General features: G+C 44.7%; 17 protein-coding genes. 6 read left to right on the top strand and 11 right to left on the bottom strand.

The annotated features are described in order from the left end of the window. Positions 1–154: 154 nt before the first annotated feature. Together VNM22_04665 and VNM22_04660 are read left to right on the top strand one after the other, a co-directional pair. On the top strand, positions 155–2,194 hold the full coding sequence (locus VNM22_04665; GenBank protein HWP46436.1) for an SBBP repeat-containing protein: 2,040 nt from the start codon (positions 155–157) through the stop codon (positions 2,192–2,194). A 112-nt stretch (positions 2,195–2,306) separates the two neighbouring features. Then, positions 2,307–5,513 carry an SBBP repeat-containing protein gene (locus VNM22_04660; GenBank protein HWP46435.1) on the top strand — a complete coding sequence of 1,069 codons (3,207 nt, stop codon included), beginning with the start codon at positions 2,307–2,309 and terminating at the stop codon, positions 5,511–5,513. Positions 5,514–5,672: 159 nt separating this feature from the next. On the opposite strand, the gene VNM22_04655 is transcribed toward VNM22_04660, so the two are convergent. Further along, positions 5,673–7,175, bottom strand: coding sequence for an XRE family transcriptional regulator (locus VNM22_04655; GenBank protein HWP46434.1), 1,503 nt, complete (start codon positions 7,173–7,175; stop codon positions 5,673–5,675). Positions 7,176–7,468: 293 nt separating this feature from the next. Between VNM22_04655 and aceA the strand changes: the two genes are divergently transcribed. The 3 genes from aceA (at position 7,469) to VNM22_04640 (ending at position 11,278) form a co-directional block, all read left to right on the top strand. Beyond that, positions 7,469–8,737: an isocitrate lyase gene (aceA, locus tag VNM22_04650; GenBank protein HWP46433.1), complete on the top strand. Its 1,269-nt coding sequence runs from the start codon at positions 7,469–7,471 to the stop codon at positions 8,735–8,737. Positions 8,738–8,920: 183 nt separating this feature from the next. Further along, positions 8,921–10,243, top strand: a complete 1,323-nt coding sequence (locus tag VNM22_04645) for a replication-associated recombination protein A (protein HWP46432.1) — start codon at positions 8,921–8,923, stop codon at positions 10,241–10,243. Between the two features lie 108 nt (positions 10,244–10,351). Beyond that, complete coding sequence (locus VNM22_04640) at positions 10,352–11,278, top strand: ferredoxin--NADP reductase (protein HWP46431.1); 927 nt, start codon at positions 10,352–10,354, stop codon at positions 11,276–11,278. A 45-nt stretch (positions 11,279–11,323) separates the two neighbouring features. On the opposite strand, the gene VNM22_04635 is transcribed toward VNM22_04640, so the two are convergent. The 8 genes from VNM22_04635 to VNM22_04600 form a co-directional block, all read right to left on the bottom strand. After that, positions 11,324–12,190, bottom strand: a complete 867-nt coding sequence (locus VNM22_04635; GenBank protein ID HWP46430.1) for an MBL fold metallo-hydrolase — start codon at positions 12,188–12,190, stop codon at positions 11,324–11,326. A gap of 87 nt (positions 12,191–12,277) precedes the next feature. After that, a complete protein-coding gene (locus VNM22_04630; GenBank protein ID HWP46429.1) occupies positions 12,278–13,102 on the bottom strand; it encodes a methyltransferase domain-containing protein in 825 nt (274 codons plus the stop codon). Between the two features lie 10 nt (positions 13,103–13,112). Continuing rightward, positions 13,113–14,171: a threonine synthase gene (gene thrC, locus VNM22_04625; GenBank protein HWP46428.1), complete on the bottom strand. Its 1,059-nt coding sequence runs from the start codon at positions 14,169–14,171 to the stop codon at positions 13,113–13,115. A gap of 35 nt (positions 14,172–14,206) precedes the next feature. Further along, on the bottom strand, positions 14,207–15,547 hold the full coding sequence (locus VNM22_04620) for a homoserine dehydrogenase (protein ID HWP46427.1): 1,341 nt from the start codon (positions 15,545–15,547) through the stop codon (positions 14,207–14,209). After that, positions 15,544–16,497: a lysylphosphatidylglycerol synthase transmembrane domain-containing protein gene (locus VNM22_04615; GenBank protein HWP46426.1), complete on the bottom strand. Its 954-nt coding sequence runs from the start codon at positions 16,495–16,497 to the stop codon at positions 15,544–15,546. Before VNM22_04615 ends, VNM22_04620 begins: the two co-directional genes overlap by 4 nt. A gap of 25 nt (positions 16,498–16,522) precedes the next feature. After that, complete coding sequence (locus VNM22_04610; GenBank protein ID HWP46425.1) at positions 16,523–17,908, bottom strand: hypothetical protein; 1,386 nt, start codon at positions 17,906–17,908, stop codon at positions 16,523–16,525. Between the two features lie 70 nt (positions 17,909–17,978). Beyond that, the gene (locus tag VNM22_04605) at positions 17,979–19,061 is read right to left on the bottom strand and encodes an alpha/beta hydrolase family protein (protein ID HWP46424.1); all 1,083 of its coding nucleotides are present in this window, start codon (positions 19,059–19,061) and stop codon (positions 17,979–17,981) included. Further along, positions 19,058–19,270 carry a hypothetical protein gene (locus VNM22_04600; protein HWP46423.1) on the bottom strand — a complete coding sequence of 71 codons (213 nt, stop codon included), beginning with the start codon at positions 19,268–19,270 and terminating at the stop codon, positions 19,058–19,060. The genes VNM22_04605 and VNM22_04600 overlap by 4 nt, the downstream gene beginning before the upstream one ends. A 407-nt stretch (positions 19,271–19,677) precedes the next feature. Between VNM22_04600 and VNM22_04595 the strand changes: the two genes are divergently transcribed. Next, positions 19,678–19,974: a hypothetical protein gene (locus VNM22_04595; GenBank protein ID HWP46422.1), complete on the top strand. Its 297-nt coding sequence runs from the start codon at positions 19,678–19,680 to the stop codon at positions 19,972–19,974. Here the strand turns inward: VNM22_04595 and VNM22_04590 are convergent. Beyond that, a complete protein-coding gene (locus VNM22_04590; GenBank protein HWP46421.1) occupies positions 19,945–22,317 on the bottom strand; it encodes a hybrid sensor histidine kinase/response regulator in 2,373 nt (790 codons plus the stop codon). The genes VNM22_04595 and VNM22_04590 overlap by 30 nt on opposite strands. After that, positions 22,307–23,881, bottom strand: coding sequence for a CheR family methyltransferase (locus tag VNM22_04585; GenBank protein ID HWP46420.1), 1,575 nt, complete (start codon positions 23,879–23,881; stop codon positions 22,307–22,309). The genes VNM22_04590 and VNM22_04585 overlap by 11 nt, the downstream gene beginning before the upstream one ends. Positions 23,882–23,887: the final 6 nt, after the last annotated feature.

Here is a 23,887-nt window from a genome sequence, read left to right as displayed (position 1 = left end):
GGAGGGATAGGAGTCGTTGATACCATATTTCAAAAAATAAATGAGTGATCTATTAATCTAAAACCTTATAATTTTAGTCTAAAATTTTGTAGTTCCGATTAAGCTTAATAACTTAATAAAAGGAATAATCCAGGAGAAAATCAGGAGAAAAAAAATGAAAAACTTAGATAACTTAAAATCTAAGGAAAAATCTAAAAAATCTATTTTAGGATTTCTTCTATTTATATTTCTGCTGGCTCTTATTTTTGTCAGTCATGGGATATATGCCCAGGTACCGAGTTTTCTTTGGGTTATCCAGGGTGGTGGAGTAGGTGCGGATAGTGGGCATGGTATTGATGTCGATGGGACGGGTAACAGTTATGTTACCGGATGGTTTAATGGGGTTGCAGGCAGGGGTATATTCCTCGCCAGATATAACCCATCGGGCAATTTAATCTGGAGTCGACAGGTGGATGGACCGGGGGATGATGCCGGATTTAGTATTGCCATAGATAGCTCAGGTAGTAGTGTTATCACAGGATATTTTAGTGATAAAGTAACCAACGGTACTTTAACCTTCGCAGCCGGTGAACCCAATCAAACCACCTTAACCAGTGCCGGGCAGGCGGATATCTTCATGGCTAAGTATGATGTATCTGGGAATTTTCTCTGGGCTAAACAAGCCGGTGGAGCAGGTGAAGATGTTGGTGTTGATGTTTTTGTAGACGGCTCCGGTAATAGCCTTGTAACAGGATATTTTAATGGCACAGCTATTTTCGGGAAAGGGGAGTCTAACGAGACTATCCTGACCAGTGCGGGTCAACCCGACATCTTCCTGGCCAAGTATGAGGCTTCTGGCAAGTTGCTCTGGGCCAAACGATCTGGCGGAACAGGTGAGGATTGGGGACGTGAGGTCGTAGTAGATGCGCTTGGTAACATCTATCTCACCGGTCATTTTCAAGGTACAGCAACTTTTGATACAACAACGTTAAGGAGTACTGGCGGCCGGGATATCTTCCTTGCGAAATATGACCCATCAGGTAATTTGTTGTGGATCAAGCAAATAGGCGGTTCAACAGATGATATTGGACGGGGTATCGATGTGGACACATCTGCCAACCTATACCTTACCGGAACATTTACCGGTACCGTAAAATTTGACACCACTACCTTAACCAGTGCCGGTAATGAGGATATTTTTCTTGCCAAATATGATACCTCCGGTAATCTGTTATGGGTCAGACAAGCCGGTGGAGCAGGTTTGGATAGACCCAAAAATCTTTTTTTGGATAGTTCGGGTAACAGTACGATCAGTGGACATTTTAATGCCACAGCAACCTTTGGTAGTGGGGAATCCGGTCCGGTTACATTGACCAGCGCCGGTCAGGATGATATCTTTATTGCCAGATACGATACCACTGGTAAACTGTTGTGGGCCAAACAAGCCGGTGGAACAGGAACCGACGTGGGATTTGCTGTTGCTGTGGATAGCTCGGGTAATAGTCTGGTTACGGGATGGTTTGAAAACACGGCAACATTTGATACCACCACCCTTACAACTTTCGGTCTTACAGATATTTTTATTGCTAAACTGGCTGCTCAGGCAAGTACGCCGACCCCGACGCCTACACCGATCTCTACAGCCACCCCAACGCCAACCCCTATTCCCAGTCCAACACCCACCTCAACCCCGACGCCGACCCCGACGCCTACGCCGATCTCTACAGCCACCCCGACCCCGACGCCGACCCCGACGCCTACACCAACTCCGAACCCAAATACCTATCTCCATATAGAAGCCGAGTCGGGACTTCTGACCTCTCCCATGAGGACAGTAGCAAACTCTCTGGCCTCTGGAGGTTATTATATCGAAGTGCCTAACACAACATTTGGGTTAAATAACAATAAAGGAGCTGCTGCATTTACCTTTTCTATTTCGGTTACGGGAAGCCATGTGATTTGGGGTCGTGTGATGGGGCCAGATTCAGCGTCGAACAGCTTCTATGCTCAAATGGATAGTGGTACCCGATATACCTGGGATATTCCAGTAGGCAATAGTCCGGTTTGGGTCAGGGTTAGTAACGTAGGAGGGCCAAATCCGGTCTCTTTCAACCTCTCTGCAGGAACCCATACCTTTACGATTTCCGGAAGAGAAGATGGGACCCGATTGGATAAATTGGTGGTGACCAATGACCTTAATTATATACCCCAGTAAAAAAGTTAAATTTTCCTGAAATCCAAAAAGAGAAAGAACCTGGACATGGTATTTTTAAATCAACACAGCATCTCCTCCTCCTTTTGTTTAAAATTTTGAAAGGTCGAGAAGTATGGGATCTTCCACCGGTCGGGTAAGGTATTTACTCAGCCTGATGATCGGAATGATATGTTGGGGGATTTTAGGGGGAGATATGCAGGTATCAACCCCTGCCTCCCTTTCTGTATTTGCTGATTTAAATTTGCAAACCCCTGAATTTCTTTCCCAGGTTAATCAAGTCAAGCAAATAGAAAGGCTATCCCCAAAGCCCTCAGTTTCAACCTTTGTCCGGTTTCCGTTAAGTTTCGAAGCTAACCAGGGACAGACCGACCCTCAGGTAAAGTTTTTATCCCGAGGTCCGGGTTATATCCTTTTCCTGACTTTAACAGGAGCTGCCTACTTTCTAACTAAATCCCAGGCCCAAGACCTTGAATCTTTTGATAGGGGGCAATCCCTACCCGGTAAAACCCCTGTTTTGCATATAAAGTGGATAAAGGCTAACTCCGAGCCTGAAGTAGTCGGTTTAGATCAACGGCCCGGTCAGAGTAATTATTTCATCGGTCAAGATCCAAAAAAATGGTATACCCGCATTCCCACCTATGCCCGTGTTAAATACAAAGATATATACCCTGGCGTGGATCTGATCTACCATGGTAATCAACACCAATTGGAATATGACTTTGTGGTAGCTCCGGGTGCAGACCCTAAAGCCATTCGATTTACCGTGGAAGGCGCCGACGACCTTAAAATAAACCCCGAGGGAGCTCTTATTCTGCGTGTTACTAACGCGTATGTTTACTTACATAAACCTGAGGTCTATCAGGAGGTTAACGGTAGTAAACGGATGGTACCCGCCCATTATGTGTTCCTTGATTTTGAGAGCCTGGACCATAGACAAAAGACTTCCAACAACGAATCCAGACCTATCCTCGGTTTTCAAATAGATTCCTATGATACTCAGAAACCTCTTTTCATTGATCCGGTATTAACCTATTCTACTTATCTTGGAGGTAGTAGTGAGGATTTCAGCCGTGGGATCGCCGTGGATTCCGGGGGTAATGCCTATGTAATAGGAAATACCTTTTCCCTTGACTTTCCAACGGTCAATCCTGTACAACCTTCAAAGGGCGATTTCTTCGATAGTGATAGTTTTGTAGCAAAGGTAGATCCTACAGGTTCCACGCTTATTTACGTTACCTATTTAGGCGGCAGTCACAACGATTTTGGTCGCGGTGTAGCGGTAGATCCAAGGGGGAATGCTTATATAGTAGGTAATACCAATTCCATGGACTTTCCAACCGCAAACCCATTCCAGCCTATTTTTGGCGGAGGTAGTTCTTTTGGAGATGCGTTCGTGGCAAAATTAGATCCGACCGGTTCCACCCTTATCTATTCTACCTATGTAGGGGGAGATAACCCTGATGAGGGAAAAGCTATTGCGGTAGACCTGGAAGGTAATGCCTACATAACCGGTAATACCCTGTCGACTAACTTTCCCGTCCTGAATCCTTTTCAACCGGTTTTCGGTGGGGGAAAAGGTTCTTTCGGGGATGCTTTTATAACCAAGTTGAATCCTAACGGTTCTGCTGTTTATTCTACTTACCTGGGTGGCAGGGGCGAAGATTCTGGCCGGAGTATTGCTGTAGATGCCTTGGGTCATGCCTATGTAACCGGTTTTACCACCTCGGTCAACTTCCCAACGGTGGCTCCTATCCAATCCGCGTTTGGAGGCGGTAGCTCCTTTGGTGATGCCTTTGTGACTAAGTTGAACCCGGCAGGCTCTGCCCTCATCTACTCCACTTATCTCGGCGGTAACGGGGAAGATGTCGGTCGGGGTATTGCAGTTGATATTTTCGGAAGTGTTTATATAACCGGAGAGACTTCTTCAGCCGACTTTCCAACTAAAAATCCTTTACAGCGAAAGCAAGGTAGTTTTCTGGATAAGGATGCCTTCATAGCTAAGTTGAATCCTGCTGGATCCGCGCTAATCTATTCTACCTACCTGGGTGGCAAAGCCTATGATGTCGGTCGGGGTATTGCAGTCGATATGGCGGGGAATGCATATGTGGTGGGAGCTACTGGCTCAACCCAATTCCCAACTGTAAATCCCTTCCAACCTTTTTATGGAGGTTCTTTAGATGCCTTCGTAGCAAAACTGAATGCTGCGGGTTCTGCTTTGGTTTACTCCAGTTATCTGGGGGGTAATCAGGGGGAAACTGGACGAGGTATTGCCCTGGATAACCTGGGTAATGTCTATGTATCTGGGCAGACGGCTTCGATCAATTTTCCAACGGTCCGTCCTCTGCAGCTGGTTTCCGGTGGTCTCACAGATGCTTTCCTTGCTAAAATCGTAGGTACTGCCCCTCCTTTGCCGGTTCCTCTAACAGCTACAGCAGATTACAGTGGAGATGGTAGAACTGATATCTCTGTTTACCGACCTTCTACGGGAGAATGGCTGGTACAGGGTCTCTCCAATTCTCCCTCTTTCGGATCTTCAGAAGATATTCCAACTCCCGGGGATTACGACGGAGATAGAATAACAGATCTTGCCTTCTGGCGGCCTTCTACCGGAGAATGGTACCTTCTGAAGGATGACCCTCTGGGGGTAGGGAAGTATGGTAGGAGGACTTTGTTCCATACCCTCGATCTGCTGGATTTCTCCATTGAAGTTCAGGCCTGGGGAATTCCAGGGGATATTCCTGTCCCGGGAGATTATGACGGGGATAAGAAAACAGATCGGGCTGTCTGGCGACCCTCTACTGGAGAGTGGTTTATCCTTCCATCAGGAGGTAATTCTTCCTATTTAGTCTGGGGTCAGACCGGAGATAGGCCCGTTCCTGCAGATTACGATGGGGATGGAAGGGATGATGTGGCGGTCTTTAGACCTCCTCAATCCAGCTCGGAGCAGGCTTTTTGGTTTATCTTTAACTCTCAGGGGGGTCCTCATAGCTTCCTTCTCGGACAGAATGAAGATTTCCCCGTACCCGGGGATTATGATGGAGATAAGAAGGCGAATATAGCTGTCTGGAGGCCCGATAAGGGTACCTGGATCCTTCGACTTAAAGATGGTACGATCATTAAAAAAGCCTTCGGCAAGCAAGGAGATCTTCCCGTACCGGCAGATTTCGATGGAGACGGAAAAACAGATCTGGGAATCTTTAGTACCTCCTCTGGAGTCGGACAATGGTCTATCCTCACATCTTCCTCTGGATTTAAACATACGATAACCACCCTTTGGGGTCAACCTGGAGATCTTCCGGTCTCGGCTTCTGGAAAATAGGTATTCCCGGCCAAATATTTTAAAAGTTATCCCTGAAGAGCTGTAGAAGGTTATGGTAGAAGCTTGGGAGTAAGGGAGTAGGGAAAGGGGCGGGGAAGGGACCTATTTACAAGCACTCTCTCCGACACCTACAAGCCGGTACTCCCATTTAGATGGGGATTATACTTCCTGTAGAAGTTGCTGTAGGGCTTTTTCTCGGATTTTTTGAGTCTGTTCTTTCTGATAGATCGTAGGGGGGGCCACACGATCCCGGCATAGGGCTTCCGATAAACCACACCGCTCGCAGGTTTCATTTACCTCTATGGTAGGAACATGGGGGTCGTTCCAAAATCGGACGGTTTTCTTAAATTGATCATTGATTAAAAAACTCAACGTAACACTGGAGTTAGTTCCTTTGCTTAAAGCAAGGGGTCGTGCCAGGGTAATGGTAAAAAATTCGGCGTTAATGTTGAGGTATCTGGATCGTTGGACTGCAATAAGGGTCGTGTCCCGCTCTCCACGCTTTTGCCTTTCGGCTAATTCTTTAAGCAGGCGAATGGAAAGCCAACGCCGACAGTGATGCTCATTCAATCCCAAACCATGTGGAACAAATACCTGAGACATGTTAAATAATTTGGTCAATGAGTAGTTATTACTCCCCACTTCATGGTTAAATCTTAAAAAGTGGATCTCGTGGAGTCCGAAGAATCTGGGGACAAGCTCGGTCAGCCGATAGAGAAACATCTCCGGGGTTGCTTCGTAACGTCTCATGAGGGCTAAGAAACCCTTTCCCTCCCATTGTTCTTTCTGGAAAAATTTCTCCAGATCCCGGCAAAGCAAATCTTTATTGATTAATAAAGCTCCTGAAAAATAAGAGGCTTTAAAGTTATTGAGTACCTGCTCGAACGATTCCACCTTTAACCAGGAAGAGGTCGTGGCACGTTCTTTCAAACCAAGGAAACAGTAACCGATTTCACGACCCAGGATAAAAGCTTTTTGGGAAGGTAGGAGCTTTCGATTAATTAACAACTTGGGTGGATTTCTGTTAATCCAAACGGAGCGAAATCCCTGGAGTTCTGGATAATGGGCAAGGGTCGTTTCATCCAAGATGTAACCGTATTCTTCTATAAGTACTTTCCGGAGCTGCTCACCGTAAATGGGAGGATCGACTTTCCATTGGTGTTGAGCAACAAAGGTTGATACGGCTTTCTCGATATCTTCAAAATAATTTTGGTGGAGTTGTTGATAGGAACGCAGAGCCGCAAACAAGAAATGCTCTACCTGCATTCCATAAGATTGACCGATTTCCAGTAAGGTGCGGATAAGAGCCCCTGCTTTGCTGGGGGAGTTGGTGACGAGATCCACGATTTCTTGAGGTTCAATTCCAAACAGGTGAAACGGGAACTCTTGAATAAAGGGGGAATTAAGAATGGCTTTGAGTGAATCAAGCTCTTCATTTACCTTGAGGGAAACCAATTCATCGAAGGAGATATTCAAGGCTCTGGCAAGCTGAAGGATCTTTTCGGGTTTAGGATATTTTTTCCCTTTCTCGATTTCACTCAAATAAGAAAGAGATAGGTTGGTTTTCTCGGCCAGTTCCTTTAAGGAATAGCCCTTCTGGTGACGGAATTGCTTCAATTTAATTCCCAGAATAAACCGCAGGTTTTCACCAGGTAAGTTCATGACTCCCCTCCTCAGGTGGTTGTGAGTTTTGATACGTTCCTCTCCTTTTTATAGTTAATATAAGTGGAGGTTTGAAATTAAACCAGGCATCCTTCACTAGCTGCGAAAAAATTTTGTTCTTTAGCTAAAGAAGTTTTTTCTCTATAAGCGAAATAATATTTTTAAGCGAAATTTCGCTTGACATCTGAAAAAAAAGTCCCCAAATTAGAAGGGCAGGGTTCAACACGGAGCGTTTCCATAAAAGTTTTTCTACTTTAATTATCTAACCATTTAAAAAACAAGGAGGATTTTCTATGAAGGAGGGTTGGCAGGTTTTAAAAAGTTGGAATAACACGGAGCGCTGGAAGGGAATCGTTCGTTCCTACACCGTCGAAGAGATCCTTAAACTTCGGGGTTCCTTTGAAATCAAATATACCCTTGCCGAATTAGGGGCTAAGCGACTTTGGTATCTTCTCCAAACCGAAGCGTATGTACCGGCCTTGGGAGCTTTAACCGGTAACCAGGCCGTGCAACAGGTAAAAGCCGGATTAAAGGCTATTTATGTGAGCGGATGGCAGGTGGCTGCCGATGCCAATCTTGCCGGACAAACTTACCCGGATCAAAGCCTATACCCCTCCAATAGCGTCCCGCAACTGGTTAAAAGAATTAACCAGGCCTTATTGCGGGCCGATCAAATCCATCACGCCGAAGGAAAAAAGGAAATTTACTGGTTGGCCCCTATCGTAGCCGATGCAGAAGCCGGATTTGGAGGCCTTTTAAATGTTTATGAGTTAATGAAGGCAATGATTGAAGCAGGAGCAGCAGGGGTTCATTTTGAAGATCAACTGGCTTCCGAAAAAAAATGCGGCCATATGGGAGGAAAGGTCCTGGTTCCCGTCAGTCAATTTATCCGTACCCTGTTAGCCGCCCGACTGGCAGCCGACGTCATGGATGTACCAACGATTCTTATAGCCCGAACAGATGCCCAGAGTGCCCGACTAATTACCAGTGATATTGATCCCAGAGACCATGGATTCTTAACCGGAGAGCGTACCCCGGAGGGTTTTTTTAAATTCCGTGGGGGACTCGATGCAGCCATTACGAGAGGCCTGGCCTATGCTCCCTATGCTGATATGATCTGGTGTGAAACATCTACACCGGATCTGGAAGAGGCCAAAACCTTTGCAGAGGCCATCCATGGTGAGTTTCCAGAAAAACTCCTGGCCTATAATTGCTCCCCCTCTTTCAATTGGGCGAGAAAGTTAGACGCTCATACCCTCGCGAAATTCCAGAAAGAGCTTGGAGCCATGGGATACAAGTTCCAGTTTATTACCCTGGCCGGATTCCATGCCCTCAACTATAGCATGTTCACCCTTGCCCTGGATTACAAAAAACGAGGCATGCTGGCCTACTCCGATTTACAACAGGCCGAATTCGACAGTGAAATCCATGGCTATACGGCAACCAAACATCAGCGGGAAGTCGGGACCGGTTACTTTGACCTTATTACCCAGATTATTTCTCAGGGTACCGCCTCCACGCAAGCCCTGGTTGGCTCAACGGAGATGGAACAGTTTCATTAATTTTCTGTATTTAATCCTAAAGTATGGGGGTATGGGAGTGTGGGGGTATGGGGGGATGGAAGTATATTCTTCCCCACCCCCATACTTCCACACCTCGACACTCCCACACTCCCATACCCCCACACTCCCACTTGATAAGTTGAATCTCCTTGACCAAATAAAAAAAAAGAATATCATGGAACTATGGACCTGTTTCACCAGGAGTATGAAAAAAATTTAAAAAGCTTAGCGCCTCTGGCAGATCGGGTGAGACCGAGATCTTTTGAAGAATTTGTAGGTCAGGAACATCTTATTGCTCCGGGTAAACCTCTACGCCAGGCCATTGAAAGTGACCATCTCCATTCCATGATATTCTGGGGTCCTCCCGGATCGGGTAAGACCACGCTGGCCAGAATTATTGCAGGCAAAACCCGGGCCCATTTTGTCTTCTTCCGTGCGGTAACCTCCGGGATTCCAGAACTTCGGCAAGTAATCCAAGAGGCCCAGGATCAGTTGAAATTTCATAAAAAACGAACGATTTTATTTGTCGATGAGATTCACCGTCTTAATAAAACCCAGCAGGACGCCTTCTTACCCCATGTAGAAGAAGGTTCTTTCATATTAATCGGAGCGACCACGGAGAATCCATCCTTTGAAGTAATTAAAGCCCTGCTATCTAGATGTCAGATATATATTCTGAACCCTCTCTCAGAGGAAAATATTCGCACTATTCTGGAACGGGCGCTTAGAGACCCACACCGGGGATTGGGGAAATACCCGGTTCAATTAGAAGAATCGGCTTTAAACTGGATAGCCCATATGGCTAACGGGGATGCTCGAATTGCCTTAAATAATTTAGAAGCGGCCGTTTTAAATACCGAACCAAATCCTGAAGGTATTCGGGTCCTGACTTTGAATAGGCTAGAAGAGGTTTTAGGACATAAAGCCCTGGTTTATGATAAGAGTGGTGAAGAGCACTACAATGTTATTTCGGCTTTTATTAAAAGCCTTCGGGGGAGTGACCCGGATGCGGCCATCTATTACCTGGCTCGTATGCTGGCAGCGGGAGAAGATCCCCTTTTTATTGCCCGCCGTATGGTTATTCTGGCCTCAGAAGATATCGGTAACGCGGACCCTCAAGCTTTGTTGATAGCCGTGGCCGCTATGGAGGCCGTTCAGTTTGTAGGCCTTCCGGAGGCTCAGCTTAATTTAGCCCAGGCAGCTACTTACCTGGCTACGGCACCGAAAAGTAATGCCTCCTATAGGGCTCTTAAAGAAGCCCAGGCCGATGTAAAACGAACAGGGGCCCTCCCGGTCCCACTTCATCTTCGTAATGCACCAACTCCTTTGATGAAGGATTTGGGTTATGGGAAAGACTATCTCTATGCCCACGATTTCCAGGGAAACTACGTGGAACAACAATACTTACCAGAAGAGCTTAAAGACCGTAGATATTATCATCCCTCAGAGAATGGTTATGAACAAAAGATCCAAGAGCAGTTGAACCGATTGCGGAAAGTTAATTAAAGCCCACAGAGTAAGAAACCCATTTTCTCCGATCTCGTCTACTTTCTATTCGATTCGATCAACGAAAATGGGTTTCTGAAGGAACTTTCGAACCAAGAGGAGAGTACCATGGCAAAACTTGACCTGGATGCCTTACGAGCACAGTACTACAATGGGACTATCGTGCATATTCGAGAAGAACATCCAGAGCTTTGGGTCATTCGGATCAGGCCGGATAAAGGTGTTTTACATTTTAAACCAGGGCAGTATACCACCTTGGGACTGGGTTACTGGGAACCGAGACGAGAGGGAACTCAAAAAGAAATCTTAAAACCGGGAATGGAGTCGAAGCTGATCCGGCGTGCCCTCTCCTTTTCACATCCTGTCGTGGATGAATCCGGTGAAAATTTGATAGAGCCCGAAAAGGTTAACTTCAATGAATTCTATGTGGTTCTTGTCAAAGAGAGACCGGGCAGCGAGGAAGCCCCTGCTTTGACCCCTCGCCTTTTTCTCTTAAAGCCGGGAGATCGCCTCTTTATAGGCGATAAGGTAACGGGAAACTACGTATTAGATCCCATAAAGGAGGAAGATGATGTGATTTTTGGAGCTACCGGCACCGGAGAGGCTCCCCATAACCCCATGATTTGGGAGCTCCTGAGAAGAGGGCATAAGGGCACCATCACTTCTATCGTCTGTAATCGTTATGAAAGGGATCACGCCTACAAAGCCATTCATGAGAAATTGGCTCAAAAATACAAAAATTATCACTATATTACTTTAACGACCCGGGAACCCAAAAACAAAGGCAAGAAAGTTTATATTCAAGATTTTATAGATTCCGGTGAATTGGAAGAACATCTCGGTAAACCTCTGGATCCTCAAAGAACCCACGTTTTTCTTTGTGGGAATCCGGCTATGATCGGAATTCCTAAATATGAAAATGGGAAAAAAATCTATCCGGAGCCTCGAGGCGTTATCGAAGTCCTTGAGAAGCGAGGATTCCAGGCCGATTATAAAAAGGTGAAGGGGAACATTCACTTTGAAGAATACTGGTGAAAAAGGGAGGTATCCACCTCCCCTTCTTTTTTATCTTTCCTTATTCTAGAAAACCTGCATCCGTTTCACCAGGGCTTCCAACTCTTGCTTCATCACATCCTTAGCCAGCTTGATTTGCTGACCGTGACCCGGCAGTACCCACTCAAAAGTAAAATTTTGTAATTTTGCCATGGACTTGGTCTGTTCGGTCCAGGAATACCAGCAGACTCCTTTAGAAGCATGTAACCGTTGGGAGTTTCGACTCCACCAGAGATGGTCCCCGGTGAATAAAAACCGATTCTTATACAACATCACAGAATGACCCCGGGTATGACCTGGGGTTGGAATGATCCAAAACTCTGGAGAAAATTCTATCGCTTCATAGCCTTCGATGATGATCTCGGCATCCGGCTGTGCAGATAAATCCGCCCGGTGGATAATCCGACGGCTATTGAATTTTTTAGCATATCGGTCTGCTTCGGCGACATCATCCCGGTGGGTCAAAAAAATATACTTGATTCCACCCAACGCTTCGAATTTCTTGATCAAATGGGGAAGATACTTGGGAGAGTCTATCAGCCAGTTTCCTTGAGAATGCTGGACAAAATAACTGTTCCCTCCATAGGATTTCGGAGAGTTAAATCCGGTATAATAAACTCCGTCTTCCAGGGGAAGGGGAAAATCCTCTCTGACTTCTCGGGTATGGATTTCGTGGAGAGTTCCAATGGAGCCTGTCGGACAGGCGAGTAAGGCCCGGATAGCCTTTCGTCTTGCTGCTTCTGTCTCCGGCTGCGCATAAACCACCGAGTAATCTCCCGAATCCTCAAAGGTTTCAGGAGCTAACTGTCGGCAGGTATCGCAATCAATACAGGTAGAGTCTACAAAAAATTCACCGGGTACATTCCCGGGTAGTCGCTTTTTTATATCTGCCATACTTATAAGGTAGGAGGTTGGGAACTTTCTGACAAGTTATTTGATTCCTGGACCCAGGGATTAAGGTACCGGCCTGTATTTTCTTTCTTAAATCTTCTTCGCGATAAATCTTCCTCCTCCCAGTTTTCCTTCTTTAAATAAAGATACAAAGAGGTTATAAGTTTCATCCCATTTTCGGTAATGTTCCTCTCCGAACTTTTGGATGGTTTTATCTTTCAGGTTCCGATACATTTCCAGCCGATTTTGCAGGAGGTTCGTCCAGAGCTGGCTGAGGTTTTCCTTTTCCAGGATCAAGAATTTATTTTTTTCCAGGAGTTGTGCGTATCCTTCCAGGGTTTCCAGGTAGGGAAAGGGCATTTGCTGTTGAAGTTTTTCCAACTCAGATTCATACCGGGAACTTACCTGTAAAATGTCTGTAAAGGCAATCGTACCCCCTTTCTTTAAAACCCGTGCGCATTCTTGGATTAATTTGGGCTTATTGGGAACATGGAACCAGGCTTCCTGACCGATGACTACATGGAAAGTATCCTCTGGAAACGGCATTTCCAGGGCGTTTCCTAATCTAAATTCAACCAGATGATCTAATTTAACGAGTTTTGTTAATCGAATAGCTCCCTGGTAACGACTTTCGGTAAGGTCTAAACCGACCACGCGACATCCATATCGATGAGCCAGATACCGTGCAGGACCACCCATACCGCTGCAAACATCCAGAACATAGCTGGATGAGTGGATACCGGCCTTCTGAGCCAGAATATCTACGGCTTCCACGCCACCATAATGGTCCTGATCATAGTCCTTCAGCGTCTCTTCGGTTAAGTTATCCAGGTTAATCCCTTTTTCCTGCAGGGTTTGGAGGATCTGGTCTTCATTGATGGGATGGGTATGATAGAATTGAATAACCGAATCCATTCCTGATTTTTCAAAATCCCAGGCATTTAGCCACTTCCTTTTCATCGGGTGGGACGGTAATAGGTTCGGGTGCCATTTGGATGGCCCTATCCGGGTCCTTGAGGCCGTGTCCGGTTAAAATACAGACAATAACATCACCTTTTTTGAACTTTCCTTGTTTGCTAAATTTAATAACTCCGGCGACCGATGCGGCGGAGGCAGGTTCTACAAAAATCCCCTCCCTCTGGGCCAGGAGTTTATAGGCCTGGAGTATTTCCTCGTCGCTGACCATATCGATAGTCCCCTGAGATTCTCGAACGGCATTCTCGGCTTTTTTCCAGCTTGCGGGATTCCCTATTTTTATAGCAGTTGCAATGGTATGGGGATCCTCGATTACATGGCCTCTCACGATAGGAGCCGCCCCTTCGGCTTGAAATCCAATCATACGGGGAGTTTCCGAAATCAGGTTCTGGGCCTTGTACTCCTTGTACCCTTGCCAGTAGGCGGTAATATTCCCGGCATTGCCTACCGGTATAGCCTGATAATCCGGAGCCCTTCCACCCAGCTGTTCACAGATCTCAAAGGCACCGGTTTTCTGTCCTTCAAGTCGCAGGGGGTTAATGGAATTCACCAGGTTGACCGGATAATTTTCGGCAATATACCGGACCATACTCAGGGCCTGATCAAAGTTTCCGTCTACGGCCAGAACCTTAGCCCCATGCATCATGGCCTGGGAAAGTTTGCCCAGAGCGATGGCTCCCTTGGGAATGAGTACATAGGCCGGGATCCCGGCCCGTGCAGCATAGGCCGCAGCCGAAGCAGAGGTATTACCGGTCGAAGCACAGATCACCGCTCGGGCCCCTTCTTCTCTTGCTTTACTGATCGCTACGGTCATACCTCGATCTTTAAAGGATCCGGTAGGATTAAGCCCCTCATACTTCAGATAAACTTCTATGTCTTGACCGAAAACGTCCTTGAGATTCTCCGCCCGGATCAAGGGAGTATTCCCTTCCAGAAGGGTTATAATAGGGGTTTTATCGGTAATCGGTAAAAACTCTCGGTATTTATGGATGATACCTTTCCAGGCCATATCCCTGATGGAGACCGGAAACTTCTTATCAACCTCTAATTTCCAGTCCCCGTCTCATCCTCTTGTTCAACACGAATTAAAACGGTTTTCCCCCTAACAACCGGGAGATTATCAATCTCCGATAAAGCTTTTTTTACATCTCGCTCAAAAGCCGTATGGGTCAGTATAACCACCGGGACACTGTCTACTGGGTGGCGCTCTTTTTGAAGGACCGATGCAATACTGATTCCGTAGTTTCCTAAAACCCCTGAAATCTTGGAGAGAACCCCCGGGCGGTCTACCACAGTGAATCGAAGGTAATAGCGGGACGAAAACTCGTCGGGTTGTCGGATTGGATATTTCATGAATTTACAATCTCCCGTACCCGATTCCCGATCCATCCAAAGTGGAACCCGATTATGAATACCTTTTAGAATATTTCGACCGATTTCGATAATATCTCCTACTACGGCACTGGCGGTTGGCATCATACCGGCCCCCTTTCCGTAAAGCAAGGAAGGCCCCACGGCATCGCCTTTTACATAGATGGCGTTGAAAGCACCCTCTACTTTGGCCAGAGGATTATCGTAGGAAAGCATCGTCGGGTGAACCCGAACTTCCAGGGCATCCTGAACCCTTTTGGCAATGGCCAGTAACTTGATCTTGTAACCAAAGTTTGCGGCATAGTCGATATCCATCGGAGTTATCCCGGAGATTCCCTCTGTATAAATCTGATCCAGCTTAACCTCTACGCCAAAGGCCAGATAAGTTAGAATGGCTATTTTGCTGGCCGCATCAATTCCCTCGATATCCAGCGTAGGGTCTGCTTCCGCCAAACCCATTTCTTGAGCTTTTCTCAAAACCACCTGGAAATCTTCCTTCTTTTCGGTCATCTCGGTAAGAATATAATTCGCTGTTCCGTTTATAATCCCGAAGATTTCTTCAATATGGTTGGCACTGAAACCTTCTCGGAGGGAGCGTATGATCGGGATTCCACCTCCTACACTCGCTTCAAATCCAATATCAACTCCCATTTCTTCCGCCATGCGAAAAATCTCCCCCCCACTTTCGGCAAGGAGGGCTTTGTTGGCAGTCACGATATGTTTACCTGCTTTCACGGCAGAGAGGATAAAACTTTTAGCCGGTTCATAGCCACCTATGAGTTCGATCACGATCTGTATCTCCGGGTCCTCCAGGATATCCCGAACATTTTGGGTTAAAAGGGAAGGATCTACTTTAACCCGTCGAGGGGCTGAAAGATCACGCACGGCAATTTTACCCAGCTTAATCCTGGCCCCAAGCCGACAGGCTATAAGATCGCTATTCTCCTGTAAAACCTTAACCACTCCGGCACCTACGGTTCCCAGACCGATTAATCCAACTTTAATCTCTCTCATGTTTCAATTGGGGGAACAAGGAACTTACCCTGCAGGTAGCGAAGGCTTAAAGCACCTATCATAACAGCAAACCAGAGTGTACATATCCTCAAAATCAAAGTGGCAACCACGGCAATGGATTTGGGTATTTTAGCAACCAAAATCAGCAAACCTGCCATACTTCCTTCAGTTACCCCAATCCCTCCAGGTAACATAGTTACAGCTCCTGCTATAATTGAAAAGGCGTAGATAAAGATCGACTGCTTCAAGGGTAAAGGAAAAGAAAATCCTTTTAAAATTAAAGAAAACCCTATACTTTCTGACAGCCAGGCTAAAAGGCTCAAAGGAATTGCAATTAAAAGAGGCTTAAGAGTTACCAGTTGGTACATCCTTTGGTAGGAATTATAGACCTTCTGGGTATGCTTAGAGAAAAATGGAATCTTATCAAAGAGCCGGATCATCCGCATAGATAAGGCTCGAGAGCTAATTATCATAACCGACCCAAAGATTACAAGGGCCGAACTGAGGAGTAAGGAGCCTCCGTAATGAAATGTAAATACCCCAAAGGTGGAAAGAAGCACAAGGGCGATAAGATCGGTAAGCCTTTCGGCAAGAACAACAGGTGCCGAGGAACTGATTGGAATCCGCCGGACTTCTTTAAGCAGGTAGGATTTCAGAACCTCCCCGAATTTACCCGGCGTAATTGACATGACTAATCCGGATAGAAAAATCATTAAACTTTCCTTTTTGGAAAGATCTATTTGAATCAACTTTAGATAATAATCCCATTTTATGAACCGAATGAGGTAATTGGAAGAAGCCAGGATCATAATGGCCGGAAGATAAATCCAGTTAAACTGGGGGATTGCCAGCTTAATCTGACCCAGATCGGCGTATAAGGATAAGATGAGGAAAACACAGGCCCCGAATACAATTGAAGTAATGATTTTTTCTTTAAGTTTTTCAATCATGAAGGCTTGAGAAATTTGTTCGAACTTATCGAAAACCTAGATCCGTGATGATCAAAGAACTCTGTTCTCTTGCTTTTTTCCTCTCTTCATAATATTTTTCTATACCCTCTTCCGTTAGCTCACCGGCTTCGGCTTCTTTGAGAAAAGTTATGTTTCTGTGGACTAATTCGACGATGAGGGGATGATTCTTAACCGGAACTCTGCTTTGAGGATCAAGCGCCAGGGCTGCAGCCAGGGCTTTTTTAGCTTCCTCGATTTCCCCCTTTGTAAAGAGAATATACGCCGTCTTTTCCAATCTCTCTTTGTAAAGGAGCTTGTGTTTCTCATCAAACAATGCCGAAAGTGCCTGATCGAAGATGGCTTCCTCTCGTTCTTTTATAAATTGGGGGCTTAGCTCTAAAACCGTTTCTTCTTGTTTTTTCAATTCGTCTACATAACTTTTGATCTTCTCTATATCAAAAATCCAACTCTCCAGGAGAGGATGTGAAATAAGTTCCGCAGAGCCACGCAACAGGTGAGGTTGAGATTTAATTTTTTCCGCATCGAGTTTTTGATAAATAGGAGGAGGTACCGTGAGATCTGCAGATTCCAGGAAGAGCTCTTTAACCGAAAGATAAGCCGGGGATATTTCGGTACCCAGAGTTTGATTAAGTTTCTCCGCTTCCGCTATAAGGCGCATGCCATAATTATAATCTATTTCCACCAGAGTGAGGTTCGGCGCACCTTCTTGCCGCATCCTTTCTATCATTCCCTCTATTAATCGAGCAAAACTTTTCTTGGTGAGTCCCCGCATCGCATGACACTCTTTGAGACCTTCTTCTTCGTTGATTACGCTCTGTAAGAGATGTAAATCCCCGGCAAACATCTCCCGGGCCACAATGATAAGCTGGGAACCGCTTCCATCCACGTTACTCATCAGGGCTTGATAAGGTTTGTGCTTAACCTTTCGCTCCCGGCTCTTGGCCACTTCCGGGTCTAGAGGTCTTTTCACGGCTAATCCGGCAGATTGAAGTCGGTATAAATTGGTACGGGCAGATTTTCGAACTTTTTTATCGGGGTGGGTTTCCGCAATTTGTGTAAGAATATCCACAGATTTTTGGGATTGAAGAGAGCCCAGGTATTTTAAAGCTTTTTGAGAGAGTAGGATATGGGAGCTTCGTCCCAGAAGACCCAGAAAGGGTAAAGCCCTTTCCTCTAATTCCGTCACTAATCCCTTGATCCAGTTATCCAGAGTGGTATCATCTAAATTTTCGAGAAATTTTATATATCCGGACAGTTTTTCTTCATCAATATCGGTTATTTTCATCAACTCTTTGGTTATTTGCTTTTTTAATTCTTGCAATCCGAGTTCTAACGACGTTGTCTCCCGTACGGAACTTACTTCCTTCAAGGTATCTTCATTTTTAGACATGAAAAACTCTCCTTTTTTCAAACTTTAGTCGAATCGACCATGAAAATCTTTATTGATTAAACTAGGTTATCTAAATTTCCGGTGTCAAGGGATTAGTTATTTTATTGTCACGGGAGGGACTTAAGGTCAGAGTATATGGACTTCTAACCCCGGATTCCTGGATCGTTGCGATAAATTCAACGACATCCCGGAGAATTCGTTTTAAGAAGAAGTAACTGCTATAATGTGCGCAGGGGTACCATTTGATAGGGGGTTTTCCCAGGGCCTCCCAGAGTTCCAGGGTATAGGAGACCGGTATAATCTCATCGAATTGCCCGTTAATCATGAGGAGATTTTTGACCCGGTTCTTAGGGGCTAAGTTTGTGGGATTTGTAGCCAGCCAGATAAGCTCAAGTTGTTCCAATGTAATTCCGGCCCGTTCTATATCTTCACGCACATACTGGGTCATTTGTCCCTCCCAGACGATTTTTGCACTATTTCCACCGGCCAGTAAAGTAATTCCCGCATCAAAGGGCTCTACCGCCATGGCCAGATGGGCAATGATTCCACCTAAACTCATACCGAAAATACCTATCCGGTGAAATTTTTGTCTTAACCAGGGGATAATGGCCTGAACCTCGGCAATGGTTTGTTGAAAGGATTCGGCCGTTCGAACTACATCCCCACTGATCATATATTCCCCACTCCAACTTCCGGCAGGAGCTCGCTCCTGATGATAGGGCATGGTAAGTAACAGGGAGGAAATCCCATGCCTGGCAAGGGTAAGGCACATTTTCTTTTCTATTCTGAAATGGGGTCGTCCCCATCCATGGAGTACAATTAAAACCCAATCGGCTGTACCGGGTCTGTCGACCGTGGTATAAATTCCATAAACGGTATTATTTTCTAAATAGGGTGTTTGATAAGGGCTCTGAAAGGTAAGATACGAGCGCTTAAATCCTCTTATGAACTCTGTTCTTAAAATTCTCACCTGATTAATCGGAGGGGGTTTACGGTAAAATAATTCAGGATGCTCCAGGTATTCTCGGCGGGTTAAATGAGAATAATCCCTTGTATAGGGTTGGTGGCGAATAGAGCTTCGTTTTTTTGAGGATAGAGTCAGTTTGATCCGGTCTATAGATCGGGTCAGAATTTTTAATAAAACAGGAGTCATGCGTCGTTTTGTTTAATCCAATACGCGTAGCGGGCTCTATAAAACTCCGTACATCTGGAACATATCCCTTTTTCTTCAATCCAATCAGGATGATCTTTGTTAATCACGCGAATTAACCAACGTTCCAACTTCGGTAAAACTATTTCACAGTTGCGACCCATCTCTCGCTTGCAGATAGGACATGTTAACTCCAGGGCTTTAAATTTCATATTCAGAGTACCGCTTTATGAAGCCGGGAGGTTGTTTTAGAATTTTTTATAATAAAAAAATAAATAAAGAAAAAGCCAGGACAATCGGGCCTGTCTACCCTGTGGATTCTAATAGGTAAACTAGGTTATGTCAAGGGAAATTGTCGGAGTTAGTATCCGTATCAATTTAGTAGGTGGAAAAAGAAACACCTCCTGGCCCTCCCCCTCCAGGGGGGATTGACGTGGGGTGACCACTGCTGAAGTCCCCCCTGGAGGGGGGGCCAGGAGGTGTTCAGACAGAAAAAAGTGGCCCCTACTAAATGGTTACAGTTACTTGGAGTTATGGCTCTATTCTTAGAAAGATATTGGGGGGAGGCGGGAGCATAGGCGCTAGAATAAGCGTAAGATATCTGAGGAGGGTCTCCTTAATGTCAAACGAGACGTTTACCCTGCTAACCTTCCCTCGCTTTGCAGGGGAAGGAACTTTGAAACGAACTTTCTTCCCCTATGAAACGGGGGAGGGGACCGGGTGGAGGCGCCTTAACCTGGCGCCTGTGCCCGATTCCTTTCTTCCCTCCCAGGGAAGTTCGGAGGGATTAGGTCCACAAAACCTACCCTTAAAACAAAGGGTAGGAGGAACTAAAGGGTATGATGAACTCTTTGAGGAGATGTTTTATTTAATAACTCCAGGAAACTTAACCTATCAGGCTCTGAACCGTTTCTAACAGATTGGATTGATCGAAGGCCCCTTTAATAATATAAGCGTCGGCCCCAACCTGAATCCCTTTTCTTTTGTCTTCTTCTTTTTCTCGGGAGGTTACGATGATAATGGGGGTATTTTTATATTGATTATCTTTTCTTAATTTTTCGGTTAACGAAAATCCGTCGAGATTTGGCATCTCAATATCGGTAATGATAAGATCATATTTAAACTTTTGGGCTTTTTCAAGTGCTTCCAACCCGTCATCCGCCAAAGTAACTCTATATCCGTAGGCTTCCAGGATGCTTTTCTCTATTTCCCGAGTGTTAATAGAATCATCGACCACCAGGATGTTTATTACCCGCTTTTCTTCCTCTGGAGTTTTTTTCCGGTCACGTTTTAGACCTTTCATTTCCTTCGCTGCCTCTAATATCGTGGCAACATTTAATACATTAACTGTCTCGTTATTGCCGGTTATAATAACCCCAGACACCCATCGATTATTTTTCATGTGAGGGGGTAAGGATTTTATGACCATATCTTCTTCATCTAGTAGCGAATCGATGATCAATCCTAGTTGCTCGTTCTCCCTATGAACGATTACAATCAATAAATTCTCTGTATCTATTTCCTCTGGGGCTTTACTCACCGGAAGATTTAGAAGCATATTCAATTCCATGACGGGAATAAGTTGCTCATGGAGTCGGATAGCCTGTTTATCTAAGATCTCGATCATTTCTGTTTTAGGAACCCTCAGGATCTCTCGAACCGAACTGGTCGGAATAGCAAAGATCTTATCCGAAGTGCGGATGAGTAAAACATGGGTAATAGCCAGGATGAGTGGAAGCCGAATATAAAAGGTAGTACCGCGTCCTTCCTTTGTTATAATGCGAATAGTACCTTTTAAGTCTTCGACGATATTTTTCTTTACCACATCCATACCTACCCCCCTACCGGATACATCTGTAATAAGGGTACTGGTACTAAAACCTGAGTAGAAGATCAGATCGATAAGTTCGGATTCAGACAGGGTGTTCAGTGTAGCTTCGTCAAATAAATTTTTACGCAGGGCCTTTTCTTTTATTTTTTGTAAAGAAATACCGCTTCCATCATCGCTTAGTTCAATTAATACACTTCCTCCTTCATAATGGGCAGAGATCATGAGGGTACCTGTTTCCGGTTTGCCAAGCTTTCGCCGATCTTCGGGTTTTTCTATCCCGTGATCGATGGCGTTTCGAATCATATGGAGAAAAGGATCTCCAAGTTTTTCTATGATTTTTTTGTCCAGTTCCGTTTCCCCTCCTTGAATAATCAGATTAACCTCCTTTCCCAGGGATCTTGAAATATCTCGGACCACCCGGGGAAATGAATCAAAAATAGTGGAAAGGGGGAGCATCCTCATTCTAAGCGCTTTTTCCTGTAAATCCGCGGTTAATAACTCTTGAAGGTTGGTATCATCTCGAATATTTAAAACCAGTTGGGTCAGTTTTTGATAAATAGTCTGGGCAGTTTGATTTATCTCCTCATTCAAGGCAGGCTTAAAACCTGCTTCTGCAGAGCTACTTTTGATTTCAAGCTGAGAGAGTAGTTCCAGGTTTTTCTTTGCCAGCCTTTGTATCTCTCGGATGTCGGTTAATCTTTGTTTTAGCCGGCTCTGGTTAAAGACCATTTCTCCCATGAGTTTTATCAGTTCATCCAATCTGGCTGCCGGGATCCGAATCGTCTCATCGACTTTTGACTTTGTACCTTTCTTTATAAGTTTGGCTATATCTGGAATTTGAGGTTCCTCTTTTGAATCCAAGATCTCAGACTTAGAGTCTAACAGAGGTTTTGAGGATTCTTCTTTAAAGATCTTCTCCTTTTCTCCTGTCTCTTCCTTTTTCTTTTCAAGGGCTTCTTCTACTTTCTCCCTTTCTCCTTTTTCCACTTCAATGTCGGTCTTTTTTGCCTCCTCAGTTTTTGTTTCTTGGATTTCTACTTCCAGCCCCTGGGAAACCTTTTCCAACGCTTCACAAATTTGGCGGTGATGTGCTGTAATTTCCTGTCCGGTAACGATTTTGTCCACCAGATCGGAAATGGTATCAACAGCTTTAAAAAATAAATCTAAAAGCTTTTTTGAAAGCTGGATCTTTTTCTCCCTTAAAGCAACCAGTGCATCTTCTAACTTATGGGCAACTTCGTTGATGGCGTTTAATTTTAACATCTTGGAGGAACCTTTGATGGTATGGGCTGAACGAAAAATGGCATTCACCGCCTCTGAATCTTCTGGATTTTTCTCCAAATTGAGGAGACTTTCGTTGAGTTTTTGAATGTGTTCCCTGGCCTCTTCTACAAACCTGGCCCTAAATTTTGCCTGATCAATGGGCATGGTTTTCCTCCAGACGTTCCTGCAATTTATTTCGGTTATGATGACAAAGATGTACGATTTGTTTTGCCGAAAACGAAAGAGGGAAAAAAGTAAGACCATGTTCTAAGAGGTTCCCTTTTTGTAATAGTTTTATTACAATTCCGTACTCCTTATAAGCCTGATCCAATTTACCCTGGGAATGATAAATCTCTGCGAGATAAAAATGGGCCAGCCAGCAGGTAGGTTGAATATACAAAGCCTCCTTGAACCTTTTTTTAGCCTCTTCATCGTTACTCTGAATTTTAGCTATAATTCCTAGGAGGAGATAGCTTTCCAGGTACCAGGGATCTATTTCAAGGGTTTTCAGGCAGGTTACTGTGGCCTCGTCCATTTGCTGAAGATTGATTAAAATACTGGCTTTTAAAGTGTTTGCCTTGGCAAGGGTTGTATCCCGGGGCATCAGGGTTTGTTCCGCCTTTGCCTCTAGCCGAGAGGTCTGCTCTTCCAGAAACTTATTGATGGTATCTAAAGCTTCCTGGTATTGTTTGTTTTTAGCCAGGAATAAGGCCGTATCAAAAAGCACATGGGAGTTTTTTCTTTTTTCAAAGGGGACGGATTTCTGAGTAGATTTTTGGGAAAGGGTGGAAGCGTTATCTGGTTTTTCCGGTTTCGGAATACCTTTTAGAGGATCAAGGGGGGACTTTAGGGATGAGGGCATCGAGATTTCGGGAATAGTCGGAGGGGATTTTCTTCTTTCATCAACCTGGAGAATAATTTTTTTCTGATATAAAAATGCCCCGTTTATTTCAATTAAAGAAAGAATTCCTATATTGTGAAGGAAAGTTTCTGTTGAGCTGGTGAAAAGGTAACCTCCCTCTGTTAAGATCTCAGCCAACTTTTGAAATATCTTCTTTTGGGCTATGGACTCAAAATAAATGGCCACATTTCGATAGAAAATAATATCCATTTCCACTATTCCATGTAAATAGAAATCGCTTAAAAGATTGGTAGCCTGGAAATGGACCTTTTCTTTGACAGATTCCAGGATCTGATATCGGTGGTCCCCGATCTTTCTAAAATACTTTTTCTTTAACTCTTCATTAAAATTATTAAAATTTCGAAAGGAGCTCAGGCTATAAACCCCTTCCTTTGCGATACAAACAGCCTCCCGGTCGATATCTAAGGCTATTATAGAAAAGAGATCCCGGGTTAATTCTCCATACTTTTCCATAAGAGTTATCGCAATGGAATAGGGTTCTTCTCCCGTTGAACATCCGGCGCTTAAAATCCTTATTTTCGTTCTGGATTTTTTCTTTTCAAGAAGTTCAGGAATTAACTGTTCGGAAAGTATTTTAAGGTGGATAGGTTCCCGGAAAAAATAAGTTTCATTGATCATCAAGAGATTTACCAGTTGAAGAAATTCGTCTTTGTTTTGAAGGAGGCAGTTGAAGTAGTCAGTTGAGGATTTCAATCCCATCTGTGACATTCTGGTGTGTATGGCTAATTCCAGGGTCCCCAACTTTTCATTTTCAAGGAGAAGGCCGCAGTGTTCTTTAATGAGGGTTTTAAAGCAGGTTAGATCCATGTAGAT

The sequence above is a fragment of the Candidatus Limnocylindrales bacterium genome, from assembly GCA_035559535.1.
Taxonomy (GTDB): domain Bacteria; phylum Moduliflexota; class Moduliflexia; order Moduliflexales; family JAUQPW01; genus JAUQPW01.
Note: the sequence above shows the minus strand (reverse complement) of the source record. Positions and strands in the feature narration are given on the sequence as shown.